Annotated in this window: 7 protein-coding genes; 1 reads left to right on the forward strand and 6 read right to left on the reverse strand. The window is 61.7% G+C overall.

The window, feature by feature from the left end; all coding sequences use genetic code 11:
• Nucleotides 1-12: 12 nt before the first annotated feature.
• The gene (locus EKO19_RS34885; protein ID WP_129782054.1) at nucleotides 13-3,864 is read right to left on the reverse strand and encodes an Ig-like domain repeat protein; all 3,852 of its coding nucleotides are present in this window, start codon (nucleotides 3,862-3,864) and stop codon (nucleotides 13-15) included.
• Nucleotides 3,865-4,020: 156 nt separating this feature from the next.
• Complete coding sequence (locus tag EKO19_RS34890; protein ID WP_129782055.1) at nucleotides 4,021-4,359, reverse strand: hypothetical protein; 339 nt, start codon at nucleotides 4,357-4,359, stop codon at nucleotides 4,021-4,023.
• A 585-nt stretch (nucleotides 4,360-4,944) separates the two neighbouring features.
• Here EKO19_RS34890 and EKO19_RS34895 point away from each other — a divergent pair.
• On the forward strand, nucleotides 4,945-5,313 hold the full coding sequence (locus EKO19_RS34895) for a hypothetical protein (protein ID WP_129782056.1): 369 nt from the start codon (nucleotides 4,945-4,947) through the stop codon (nucleotides 5,311-5,313).
• Here EKO19_RS34895 and EKO19_RS34900 read toward each other — a convergent pair.
• From EKO19_RS34900 to EKO19_RS34915, 4 genes are all read right to left on the reverse strand, one after another.
• Entirely contained in the window at nucleotides 5,310-8,672 is a 3,363-nt protein-coding gene (locus EKO19_RS34900; RefSeq protein ID WP_129782057.1) for a UvrD-helicase domain-containing protein, read from the reverse strand. The genes EKO19_RS34895 and EKO19_RS34900 overlap by 4 nt on opposite strands.
• Entirely contained in the window at nucleotides 8,665-11,334 is a 2,670-nt protein-coding gene (locus EKO19_RS34905; protein WP_129782058.1) for a PD-(D/E)XK nuclease family protein, read from the reverse strand. The genes EKO19_RS34900 and EKO19_RS34905 overlap by 8 nt, the downstream gene beginning before the upstream one ends.
• Nucleotides 11,335-11,345: 11 nt before the next feature.
• Nucleotides 11,346-12,617, reverse strand: coding sequence for an aminotransferase class I/II-fold pyridoxal phosphate-dependent enzyme (locus tag EKO19_RS34910; protein WP_129782059.1), 1,272 nt, complete (start codon nucleotides 12,615-12,617; stop codon nucleotides 11,346-11,348).
• 101 nt (nucleotides 12,618-12,718) lie between these two features.
• Nucleotides 12,719-13,537 carry a maleate cis-trans isomerase family protein gene (locus EKO19_RS34915; RefSeq protein ID WP_217705799.1) on the reverse strand — a complete coding sequence of 273 codons (819 nt, stop codon included), beginning with the start codon at nucleotides 13,535-13,537 and terminating at the stop codon, nucleotides 12,719-12,721.
• Between the last annotated feature and the right edge of the window lie 76 nt (nucleotides 13,538-13,613).

Genomic DNA, 13,613 nt, shown 5'->3' on the forward strand with positions numbered 1-13,613 from the left:
TCATTCCCACGGTTAGTTGGACAACAGCAGATCCAACACGGCGGGCAACCAGGCGAGATTGACAACCTTGATCTGGAACACCACGGTATTGCCCGAGTTGCCGGCGTCCCCCGAATAGGTCGCGGTAATGGTATGAGTGCCCAACGCCAGGCCCTGCACATCGATGCTTGCCTGGCCGTTGACCACATAGACCGTGCCGAGCAAATTGCCACCCTCGCTAAAAGTCACCGTACCCGCTGGCGATGTGCCACCCACGTTGACGGTCAGAGTGACCATTTGATTGGCCTGGATCGCAACTGACGACCTCGTCGGCGTAATCGCGGTGGCCGGCAGCTGATCGGACACGCGCTGTGCGATTCGTTTGCCTCCCAGATAGATGTACTCGACCAGTTTGTTGGATTGCGTCGGTGTGTACTCGATCAGCAAATCGCCGTTGGCCGCATAGAACTCATAGGTCGTGGTACCTGATTTGGCCCGCTTCACCCGCTTGGCCAATCCGTCGTAGCCATATTCGATCTTATTGGCTGTCGCGCAGTTGATACAGCGCAAGTTGGGCGCGCCATCGTAGGTGTAGGTCGTACCGGCACTGGCCGCAATGTTGCCGTACGCATCATACGAATACGAAGATACACGACTACCTGAGACGCCACTGAGCCGGTTCTGAGCGTTGTAAGCGTAGGAAAGATCGAAAGACCCGAGGCTTTGACTAGTGATATTGCCCGCGCCGTCGTAGCCCAATGTTCCAGTACCCCACGGGCCCGTTGCGCTGGTCAGGCGATTCAGATTGTCATAGCCGAGAACGCGGTCCATCGTCGCATCGACAGCGTCGCTGACACCGGTCAGGTTGCCGACGCCGTCATAGGCGTACGTGCTGCTGATGTAGTACGTGCCGGCTCGACGCGAATGAAAGCCGCCCGTCCACAGCCTGGAGTTCTGATCATAGTTGGTGACGATGCCATTGGCGTAGTCGACCTGCTTGATCATGCCGGACGGCCAGTAACTGACCGTATTGACGTACCCTGAGACCTGAGTCGGACGACCCAGCACATCGGGAGCATAGCTGACCGTTCGAGTGGAGACCGGATACGTGATCGCAGACAGCTGGTCTCTAGCGTTGTATGCATACACCACTCCGAGCACATTGCCGTCGACCGTCAACGATTCGCTGGTCAGATTGTCGTTCGCGTCGTAGCCCATAACGCGGGTCGCGACAGATGAAGTTACAGTATTGAGCCGACCGGTCTTGTAATAGGTCTGCGACACTGCCGGCGTGCCATCGGAATAGGTGACGCTGTTGAGTCGATTCTGGCCATCGTAACCAAAGTCAGTGCGCACTCCACCGACGATTCTGGCCGTCATGTTCCCGGCCGCGTCACGTTCATAGGTCGTCGCCGCTTCAGGGTGAGTCTCCGAGGTCATGTAGTAGCGGCTGTCATACCCAAACGAGCGAGCAACGCCTGCCTGAGATGCCGCCGTCACGAGATCGACGCTATTGCGCGTTAGCGTGACGTTCGCGGCAGCGTCCGCGGCGACCACACTCATGAGCACTTTACGATCCGGATCCCCATATGCCCGAAAATGATAAGTGGTTACCTTGCTGCGCTCATCCGTTACGGTTGCACTGCCCGCGCCATATGAAAACACCTTGTAACTGTTATCCGCGTTAGTAATCTTCGTCAGCCGATCAACAATGTCGTATTCGTACCGCGTGCCGATTGTAGCCCCGGGATTCGACTCGAATGTCTTGCGACCGAGGGCGTCGTACTCGGAGAGTGTAGCGACGCCTCCGAGCTCAACCCGCGTGGGCCTGCCGTATGCATCATACGTCGTAGTCTCAACCAAGCTGCCGCGGGTGGAAGTCTTCGAATTCTGGGTGTAGACAATCGTCGTGGCATTGCCAATGGGTCGGGTAATCGAGGTCACCCGGCCTAATCCGTCAAAAGCGTAGGAGGTCACTCTACCCTCGCCGTCTGTCAATGACGTGATCTGGCCTGCGTCGCTGACCACTCGCGCGAGGTTTACTCCCTCCGGCTGGATCTCGGTGCGGGGGATTCCACGCTTATAGCTGGAGAATGTATGCACCAACCCGCGCGGAAAAGTAGTGGTGCTGATGTTTCCTTCGGTGTCGTAGGTATAGCTCGTCGAAACGCCGTCCGAGGTGCGCGAAGTGAGGCGCCCGTTGGCGTCGAATGAACGCGTAGTACTGGTGCTCGTGCGTGTTTCATCCTTGAGTCGACTGACGATCCACTTGGTCGTGTCAATGTAGTAGGTCAGGGCCGTGGTACGAGCACCGCCGTTCGGTCCGGATTCCGCCACCGTGCCCGGATTTCCGTAGCCATCGTAGTTCGAGAACTCCGTCGTGTGGGCTGCGCCGTTCACTGTGACCACCTTGCGCGCCAGCACGGGAATCTGCACGGAATAGTCGAAGGTGCTGCCCGAGCGTGCCGCCACCAGCGGCACCCTGGCGAATGTGTACTGCCACTTCAACGTCGTGGCGACCGACGTCCATTCGTTCGTTTCAGTGTAGTTGGTACCGATCTTTCGCTCGATCAGCAGCCCCAACCGCCATGCGCCGCCTCTCGTATACGTGATCGTTGGCGGCCCGCACAGCGCATCTCCCAAGGACGAAGAAAGCGGAACGTCTCTGAATTCGACAGGAACGAAGTACCCCAGGCCGATATGGCGATACTCCTCAACGCCTGCCGGAGTGGTGATCGTGGTGACATCATACTCACCTTCCGCGAGTCCCAGCACATAGGCAAATTGCCAAATTCCATCTGCCGTCGTACGCGTCAGCAGCCGGGGCTCGGTGGTGCTGGGCATGGGCGTGACGTGGCAACTCTCCGGCGGAGACCATAAGCCCACCTCCGGACTTGCCTCATAGTTGTAGACCACTTCGCCGCCGGAGGGCAGACGTACGGCCCTCAGTCGCTTCCAGCCATCGCCCTGCACTGTGAAGTAAGTGGTGAAATACTGGTAGCTCCAGTAAGTGGCGTCGGGGCGAATGGCTTTGTTCAGCGGCCACATGTCACCTGCCGCGTCATACTCGTACTGGTAGATGATGCCGGCGCTCTCGATTTGAGTCAGTCTCGCGACGGTGTCGCTACCGAACGCCTTCGGCGTGTAAGTAAGCACGACCGAGCGCCCATCGCTGGCATCGATCCGTGTTGGAACATAGGGTGGTGGTGACGCTGCCGAGGAACCCTGCGTATCCGAATATTGAATGGTGAGAGTGTTGCCGTTGAGATCGACCACGCGGGTGGCCTGCCACTCGGCGACCTTGTTGCCGAGTGGCCCGACAACCTTTCTGGATCCCATTTCAAACTTCAAGCCCGCCGGCGACACCAGGGTCGGCAGACCGCCTGGACAGGTCATGCGCCAGTTCGATGAGCTGCGCACCTCTCCGGCGGCACCGTGCCACAAGGGTTCCTTCGTGCCATTGATATGGAACAATTGATACTTGCGCGAGGTTGCCACCCAGGCTGTACCGGCACACAATGAATCCGTACTGGGTTGCTCCGTAGCGATCACCACCGGAGCAACATACAGGGTCCACCCCGCTCCCATGGAGCTCTGCGTGCCGCGCACGCGCCCATAGACGCGATTGATCTCGATGCTCAGTCCACCATTGCCCGACAGTTGCAGCTCACGATGCACAAAGGCCAGGTTGCCATTGTGGTAATCGATCTGCTCGGTGGCACCAAGTAACTCGTTGGACCGCTCGACTTGATTCCTCGCTTGATCGAGCGGGATCGGACTTTGCGCCAGCGCGGATTGGGCAAGGCTCAGTGCCAGAAGCAACGCAGCCACCCAACACATTCTGCTGGCGACCATGTCAGCGACTTTAAAGAGATATTGGCTCATTATTTTCTCAACGGCTGATGTCCACCGTGACTCGCGTACGAGCGTCCGCCAGACAGCCCTATTGGCATGGTTGAATTTCAATACAGTACGCGGAGGTGTCGATGTGCCCGTCGCTGTGAGTGCGGGATGATTCGCATTAGTCGCTGCAGCTATTGCTCAGCTGGGCGCGTAGATGCAGGAAACGTTGCAGCCCACTGACTGGTCGATGATCCGTATGCCAACTGTGCGATCTGACATCTGACGGGCGAGCAGAATGGCGTACATTTCTTCGTAGTTAAGCGACGAGCGCCTCAGCGTAATGTATGTATTCGACGCCAAAGTGCAGCCAAGCAACGCCATGTTGCCATGAGCTTCGACACACGTGTCGCCGTCACTGGTGCCGTACGAAGCCTTTATTTTTACGTCGCGGCAAGCCCAGGTGCTGCAATCGGCAGCCGCAGTCGCCATGGCCGACATTGCCAGCAGAACCAGTACTAGCGAACACATTCCCTTCATGTCCAGCTCTCCGAACAGTTGATCAATTTCCAGAGCGGGAACATCAACCAGACCCGGCCCGTCTTCATTGACACTCCAACCGCTCGCGTTGGCGTGCTCAGCCGAGCGGAACTCCTGAGCTCACCGTCCTTAGCTTCGAAGTCACACTGATCTCGTCCCGGAAGATCATCACGGCGCTTCTCATTCGGGTTTCGTTTGGAGAAGTAGGCCATCCAGTGATCATGGACCGCGGGAGTGAGCGACCTGAGAATCTGTTCGGCCGATGCCGCGCCGGTGAGCCACCTCCATGTCTTCATCGCTGATCTTCCCTATCGACAGGCGGGTTGCCTGCGTTCGTCATTGTTGTTGAACATACAATCGCAGCGCCAAAGGATATCTGTCAACGGCGATCATGTTGAACGTGTGCGAAATCAGGGATTCGATGAAACGACGAAACGGCAGCTTCATCGGGACCGTTCTCAGCGAAGCAGTGCTCGGTGAATCCCTGAATTTGTTCCTACGGCGATTGACATGACCACGAACTCGCCGCAAAACTAAGCCGGCTCAACATTAGTTATAACGTTGGCAACCAGGGAAGAAGAACACATGAAATTGTTTCGTTCGTTAGCCGTTTCAATCTTGTTATTGGTCGGCCACGCGGCGCCCGCTCATAGCGAGGCCTCCGCCGTGAATGCGATCATTCAACGCATGCAGATCAACAAGAATCTGGGAAACATGGTGTTCATCCAGCTTGCCACTCCGCCCGTCGACCGAGGCAGCTGCACGGGATCGCCTCCGAACCCGAGCTGGCACTTCCTGTTGCTCCTCGATGATGAGACGGGCGCGGGCAAGAGCATGTACGCACAGCTGTTGGTTGCTTTTGCAGCGGGACAGCCCGTCGACCTTGGAGGCACCGGTCTGTGTCCGTGGGGGACGGTCGAGGAACTGAAGGGAGTCGCTCTTAGAGCGAATTAGCTCAGCTGCACTTCCCGCCACTGCTTCATCAGCGGGAAGTACAGCGCGGCGCGCACCTGCTGACCGGGACGAAACAGTCCCATCAGCCGTGCATAGCGCTGCAGCTGTTCGCGATATCGCCGCACTTCATCGGCGAGAAACTGCTCCAGGCCGCCGCCCTCGTGCGTGCCGGTCTTGAAGTCGACGATCCAGCGCACGCCGTGTTCGTCGACGAACGTACGGTCGATCACACCGGAGACGAGTTCGCCTTGAAATACACCGGTCAAGGCCAGCTCGGACTCCGCGTCGATCAACTGAGATGACAAGCCAAGCAGCCAGCGACCGCGATCGTCGGCGAGCGTCTGAGCCATCGCGGCGACGACGCGTTCGGCGGCCGCCTCGCATCGATCGGGGGGCACGCCGAGCTCGGCCAGCTCGGCACACAACCGAGCGCGGTTCGGCGAGGGAATCGTATGGTCGACACCGGCGCGGACCAGCCGGTCCAGCTCACGGTGTACGAGCGTGCCGATGTGACGAGCGGTTTGCGAGGCCCAATCGAATTCGAGTCGCGGTTCCACATCGCTGACATTCACGGCCTTGGCAGTCACCGGCGCATCCGGCGCAGGCGGTTGCCATTGCGGCGGCAGGCGGCGCACGCGTAGAGCAGGACCGGAAGCGGCTGCGAACAAATCCTGTTGAGGCTTGGTTTGCACCGTCGATTCGAAGTGTGACTTCACCTCGGGCCAGAGCAGACGAAGCATCGAGCCATTCAAGGGCTCGCGGATGGACGCGCCCTCCTCTGTTTCTTTCACGCGGACCCGGCCGAGCAGGTGCAAGACTCGTTTGGCGCGAGTCGCCGCCACATACAGCAATCGGCCGCGCTCTCGGGCGCTACGCTCACGTTCCAGCATCTCGATCCAGCGGTACATGGGATCGGAGTCGGTGCCGGCGGCTTTGATCGGTGCGAAGACGATGCCGCCGTCGTTTCCTGGAATTCGCGTCCAGCGCATCAGCTCGCGGCTCTCACCGCGCAACAGTCGATCCAGCGCCGGCAGGATGACCACGTCGTATTCCAAACCCTTCGACTTGTGGATGGTCATCACTTCCACGCGCGCGCGGTTCTCGGGTCTCGGCCGGGCGAACAAGCGATCCAGCTGTTCTTCCAGGCGCGCGACGTCATCGAGATCGCCGGCGATTTCGATCTGATCGAGTCGCGACAGATACGCGTCGGCATCATCGAGATCCTGCGGCCGATGCAGCGTCGCCGGGCCGCCCAGCGCATTCCACGTTCGCTCGACCCAGTCACGCAGTGACAAGCGGCCACGCTGAGCTTCGGCAGTCTGCAGAATCGAGTGCACGCGAGCCACGCGCTCTCGGCCATCCGCGCTGAGCGCCTCGCTCGACTCCAGCGCCCGAGTCAGCAGCTCGCTAACCGTCGAGTTGCGATTGTTGTTCACGATCGCGTGCAAGTCGTTCAGCGTGAGCCCACTCCATGGCGCGCGCAGCACCGCGAGCCAGGAGGTGCGATCCGCAAGATGCAACAGCGCGCGCGTGAGCGCAGTCAAATCCTGCACGACGGGTCGATCCAACAGCGCCTCGATTTCGATGGCCTGGAAATCGATCGACGCCGCATGCAGCTGACTTGCAATCATGCCGACGTGCGTACGCGCCGTGACCAGCACAGCGACGGTCGTCTCCGGATCTTCGGCGAGACTCTTGCGCACCAGCTTCACGACCTGGCGCGCCTCAGCCAACTCATCCTTCTCGAACGACGGATGCACCTTCACGCCGCCGCGCGTGCTCGACAGCGCCGCGACGCTCGGGCTGTAACGAACTGCGCCCTGCTCCGCATTGTCGGTGGGCGACAGCACGCCCGGGAACACGCGATTCACCCATTCGATGATGGGGCGCGTGGAGCGGAAGTTCGAGGTGAGCTGCAACGGTTCGAGCGGCACATTGCGCAGGCCGTGCCGCTGCAACTGCAGGAACAAACCGACCTCGGCCTGGCGGAAGCGATAGATCGATTGCATCGGGTCGCCCACGCAGAACAGCGTGCGCCCATCGCCTTGCGTCCAGCCCGCCGTCAACCGTTCGAGCAGATCGAGCTGTCCGAACGAGGTGTCCTGAAACTCATCGACCAGCAGATGTTGCAGGCGATAGTCGAACGCGAGCGCAAGATCGGTAGGCTCCTCGCTCGATCCCAACGCCTGCAGCGCTCGCAAGGCGGCTTCGATGTAGTCCGCCTGTCCTTGCGACTGAAACACGATCTGCAACTCGGCGACCGCGACTGGCAGCACCGCGAGCAACGCTTCGAGAATCGCCCACTGATCCATCGAGTACGTCGGCCGCGGCAGACCGCGAAGCGCGTCGAGGTGCGCAATCAGCGTCTCATCGTCGGCAAGCTCGGCCAGCACCGAGAGCATCCGCTCCTTCTCGCGGGGATGCGTGGTCGGAAAGCCGCTCTTCTTCGTGACGGTCTGATACGGCGAGCCATCGCGCTTCAGGAACACACTCGCCAGCGCGAGCCAGGCATCGATGGTGTCGCTCTGCGCGTTCGGACACGCCTGAGCATTCGAGCATGCGTTCAGCAGCAGTCGTTTCTCTTCGTTGACGCCGGCGGCATCGCGCAGATTGGACGCGGCAAATACCGCCAGATCCCAATACTCGCGACGGCGAACGTCGTTGAGCAGTGCGCACAGCGTCGTGAGATGGCGCTGGATCACGTTCTGCAACGTTTGTTCGAGCACCGTGCGCAAGTTGTCGTGAGCGCCTGCGCTGACGATCTGATGCAACCACTGATCGCGCTTGGCGAGCAGCTCGCACAGCAGATCCGCGAGCAGATCGGTGCGATTGCCCAGATGCACGATGAGCGATTCCAAGTGCTCGGCGACCGTTGAGCCCTCGCCCAGTCGCTCGATCAGGCGGCGCGCGGCGGTTTCATACAAGGGCCACGGGTCGCTGGCCGGCTCCAGCGCGGAGCCCGTGCCGGCGAGAATCGGCAAGCGACGCGCGAGCGTCGAGTTGAGCGCGTCGATCGTTTGAATACGCAGGCGCGAGGGATGCTCGGCGAGTTTCCAATTGCGCTCGACGTCGGCGGCACGCACCGCGCGAGCCAGCTCCCACGTCGTGAGCTTGTGCGGCGATTCCGGGGCCGGGGCGCCAGCCGCTTCGATGGACAGCAAGATGCGATTGCGCATTTCCGCCGCGGCTTTGCGCGTGAACGTGATCGCGAGGATTTGTTCCGGATGCTCGACCGTCGCGAGCAATCGCAGATAGCGCTGAGTGAGCAGCTCGGTTTTACCGGAGCCGGCCGGCGCCTGGACGATGAATGAGCGCGTCGGATCGAGCGCGCGCTTGCGGGCGGCAGCGTCGCTACTCATCGTGAAGCTCCGTCTCGTCTTCCTGTGACTGCTCGCTGACGCGGCAGAATGCGCTCAAGTGACAGTACGTGCACTCCTGTGGCGTCAATGGATCGACCACCGCCTGCCCCTCGACGAAGCTCTCCGCCAGGTGCGTGAGTGTCTTGCGCCAGTGATCCACCAGCGATGGCCAATCGGGCGGATGATCGGGCCGCAAGCGCACGTGCCCTGGATAGGCCGAAACACCCTCGCCGATGAACGCACCGTCACTCCATCCGCGATACTCCACCGCGCCCGCCGCTAGCACGACGTATGCGAGGCCACGCAGCGACTCGGCGTGCGCCAATCCATATAACGGCAATTGCGGCCGCAGCGGACGGCCCGGCTTCGTGTCCAGCCATTGCCGGGGTGAATGCGAGTCGCCGAGTTTGTAATCGATCAACAGATAGCCGCCGTTGCCGAGCTCATCGATGCGGTCCGGCTGCAGCGTGATCGACAGGCCGCCAATTGCGTAGGGCTCCGACTTCTCGGTGAGTTGCAGCGCGAACGATGGCCGCTGCTTCTCCACGTCGAGCAACTGCAGAACCTGCTTCGCGACGTTGCTCGCTTCCAGAGCGGCGAGACGCTGGCGATAGCGAATGGTCGGCTGCAACGCCTGCATCGTGTGTCGCTCGGCGCTCGCGCGCACGCGCTCCGCCAATGTTTCCTCAGCGATGGCCATGAGGCCCGCGTGACTTCGCAGCGAGCCCCAGATCTCTTCGAGCACCCGATGCAGGATGATGCCGCGATCGATGGGCTCGACGCCGATGCTTACCGTCGGCAGCTGCTCGGCGCCCAGGCGAATCTGCGCCTGGGCCCGGAACGGACAGCGCGATTGCAGCTCGAGCGTCATCGCGCCGCCTCGCGCCGATTTCACAGTGAGTCGAGGGGCGACTTCATCACGCATCTGTTCGAGCAGTGGACGTTGATCGAATAACGTTCGTCGTAACGGACGCACTGAGGCGATGGCGATATCGCTGCCTTTGACCGTCGGCCACGCCGAGAGCATCGGACTCGGCTGCAACTCAGCTTCGCCCTCCTGTCGCGGCCAGCTCAGCACCACGTGAGCCGCGCTGCTCGTCCACCGCGCGAGCCTCGCTTGCGACAGCTGCATGACGCCTTCTGCCGTCGCTTCAGGAATCTTCGCCGCGCGCTGTAACGCGACCGGCAACAAAGGATCGGGATTGACCGGCTCGGGCAGGCGCGCGGCATCGAGGCCCATGACCCAGGTCGCATCGAACGTCATGCCCGCAACCGTCGCAGGATCGATGACGGTGATCGAGGTGGCCTGCGTCTCCGGCTCGAACGGCGTATCTCTCAATAGTTCCTGCAGTCGAGACAAAGCCGCGGCCGCTGAGAGTGGTGGTGTCACGGCATCGAGCGTGCCGAACTCGGCGAGCGCCGTGTGAAACTTGAGAACGGTTTGATGTTCGACGCTGCTGAGCGAGCGCTCGCCCGGCCAGCTCACCGCACGCAGCCAGGCATGGAAACGTTCGGCCCAGACGCTCGCGCCGGCCGATGACGTATTGCCGCGAATCAGCTCACCGATCGTGCGCGCCGCGAGCGCCAGTTGATCGCACTGGGTCGCTGCGGCCCATCGCTCGAGCTCAAACCAATCCCATCGATCGCGCTGATCCTCGCGCAGACGAAAGTCCGCCATGGCACGACGATCTCTCTCTGCTTCGTTGCCAGCGATGAAGGGAGAACGTAACAAGCGGCCTGCATGCGTCGCCGGGCGATCGTGCAAGGCGAACTGCAACACCAGCATCGCTGCATCGACGACCGGATAGGACGCGAGCGGCGTGGGCGCCGCGATCACGACCGGAATCTTCGCCGACTCCGCCTGAATGTTTCGCTGCCCCGGTGCGAATACATCTTCGAAGACACGCTGCACTTCCGCGCGACGCGACTGCAGGTCGGCAACGACGACGCCCACCGTGCTCTTGCCCGTGGCGATCTGCGCCCGAGCCCATCGCGCGGCCAGTTCCAATTCATCATCAGCATCGCGAGCGGTAACGACCACGACCGAGCGCATGGGCTGCTCTTCGGCTTCGACCTCCGCGATCTTGCCCAACCCGCGCCAACGATCGATGAGTCGTGCAACCGAGGGGGGCAGACTATCGAAGCCCGCGAGCGCCAATGTTTCCTCGGGGACAAAGTTCGCGTCATGCGCCCAGTGCGCCAGACGTGTTTCATCGATCGCCTGCAGCCTCTCGCAGCGGCGAAGGAAGTCGGTGCACCACGCGTGCAAGGCGCGACCCTCGGCGCTGTCGCTATTGTTCAGCGCTGCGAGCGGGATCAGATATTCCTGCATGCGTCGCCAGCTGCGCGCGGCGAGTCGGGCGGCGTTGGAGGGATTGAGCAGGCCCTCGCCCCACTCGCTGTCATTGACCAGCGTGTCCCAGAGGATTCGCGCCTGAGCATTCGTCAGCAAACGCGCGTGATGGGCGTGCGCACCGCTGGCTCGGGCTTCGAGCCATTGCTGAGCGAGCCAGGTCGACCACGGCAGGATGCGCGGCGTGCGCCAGACGGATTGGCCCAGGCTCTGTGCATGCTGGGCATAGCCCAGACGCAAGGCGTGCGCGAGCCTACGGCTCGCGGTGAGGACCGTGACGTTCTGGTCGAGAAGAGAATGGAGCCGCAATGCCCCTTAACTCATGAAGACGTGCGGACGACCTTCAGATCCGGCGCCGCGCGTGACACAGGCTCGGCCCCATCGGCGTAACTGTCCAACAGTTCCTCCATACGGCGGAACACGTCGGCCAGGACCTCGGGCCGCGGCAGATTGGTGATGCGGAAGTGCGTCTTGTAGGGGGTGTTGAAGCTGGTGCCTGGCGCGAGCAGCACGTGTTTGTGCTCGAGCAGGTCCATGGCGAAACGCTGATCGTCGAAGGCCGGCAGCACGCCGTCCTTGATGCCGATGAAGGCATAGATGGCGCCGCGTGGCGCATGCACCTGCAGATATTTGCTCTTCGCGACGCCATCGAGAATGGCCTGACGCGATTCATACAAACGGCCGCCCGGGCGGGTCAGCTCCTGAATGCTCTGATAGCCGCCGAGCGCGGTCTGCACGGCCCACTGGCCGGGCACGTTGCTGCACAAACGCAGCGACGACAGCTTGTCCAGCGCGCTCATATATTCGCGGGCCGATTCGACATCGCCGGAGAACGATACCCAGCCGACGCGATAGCCGCACGCACGATACACCTTGGACAGGCCCGACATGGTCGCGCACAGCGTGTTCTGCACGAGCGTCGCCATCGGCACGAACTTCGCGTCGTCATAGACGATCTGGTCATAGATCTCATCGGAGAACACAACCAGATGATGGCGCTCGGCGATGCGCGCGATCGCTTCCAGCGTCTCGCGTGAGTACACCGCGCCGGTCGGATTGTTTGGATTGATCACGACGATCGCCCGGGTGCGACTGGTAATCAGCGCCTCGATCTCCTCGGGCTTGGGCTCGAAGCCATTCGCCGCGTGACACGGATAGTGCACGGCGCGGCCGCGATTCAGATTCACTGCCGCCGTCCACAGCGGATAATTCGGCATCGGCACCAGCACTTCGTCGTCGGTCGACAACAATGCTCGCAGTACCAGATCGATCAGTTCGCTGACGCCGTTGCCCATGAACACTTCATCGGCGCTCACGCCACGCACGCCGCGGCTCTGCTGCTGCATGACCACGGCTTCGCGGGCCGGAAAGATGCCCTTCTGATGGCTGTAGGCTTCGCTGGCCTTCAGATTCTCGATCATCGCCAGGCGCATGGTTTCGGGCGTGCGGAACCCGAACACGCCGGGATTGCCGATGTTCAGCGGAATGATGTCGTAGCCCCGCCGCTCCATTTCATGGGCGCGACGTGCCAGGTCGCCGCGAATTTCGTATTTCACGTTGGCGAGGCCGGCACTGGGGCGGATGGTACGCATGGCTGGAGTCAATGGACTGTGGAACAGGCCTGCGAAGATAACAGAATCCATGCGCCCGAAGTGCGCACAGGTTCAAGGCCCGGCGGCCAGGACAGCTGCGCTCAATGCTCGGTCAGCAACGAGCCGAAGCCCTCGATCTTGTCCTCGATCCCCGTGCTTCTGAGCGCATGCCAGTAGGTGCAGGTGTTCACCGCCAGCACCGGCTTGCCGAGCCAGCGCTCGGCTTCGGCCGCGATGGCCGCGAACGCCAGGTTCGTCCCCACCTGCAGGATCAGCTCGACGCTGCTGTCATCGACCTCGCGAACGGCCCGGCGCAGACGCTCGGGCGACTCGTGGGCCATCAGCAGCGGGCTGTTGCTCTTCAGGCCGAGCAGGTTCACGACCTCGAAGCCACTGTCAGTAAATGAACGGCGCACCTGGGCATCGCCCGAGGGCATGTATGGCGTGATCACGCTGATCCGTCGGATCCCACCATAGCGCTGGATCGCAGCCTGACAGGCCTGCACGCCCAGGATCACCTTCACCCCGGCCCGCGCCTCCAGATGAGCCTGGACGGCATTGGCATCCATCACGCCCTCCCAGAAGGTCTCGGCGTTCAGCCCGGAAATGACGGCCGAAGGCGAACACGCCATGACGGCGTCCATGGCGCCTTCGATGTTGCTTCGGACCTGCCCCATCATGGCCGCGAATTCGCTTTCGGTCCCGACCGGCGAGTCGGGAATGACAACGCGGGCCATCTGGTTGGTCACACCGCGCGGTCGCATGGCGTCGAACTCCGGCTGTACGATGGTGTTCGTGGCCGGGGCGATCACGCCGAATTTCAGACGGGGAGCAAGGGCATCGGGCATGGCGGGAGCAGTCGTTCTCGTTGATGGCCGGCAGTTTAGCCGGTTGGCGGCCGGGGCCGGCGGTGAGCGCATTCCAGTTCTGGCAACGCGCGGCCGATTTGGCCGCTTTTCCCCTGCGGAACATGGCAGTACGCGACACGTTGTCGAT

It is taken from the genome of Peristeroidobacter soli (assembly GCF_004138485.1).
GTDB lineage: Bacteria > Pseudomonadota > Gammaproteobacteria > Steroidobacterales > Steroidobacteraceae > Steroidobacter > Steroidobacter soli.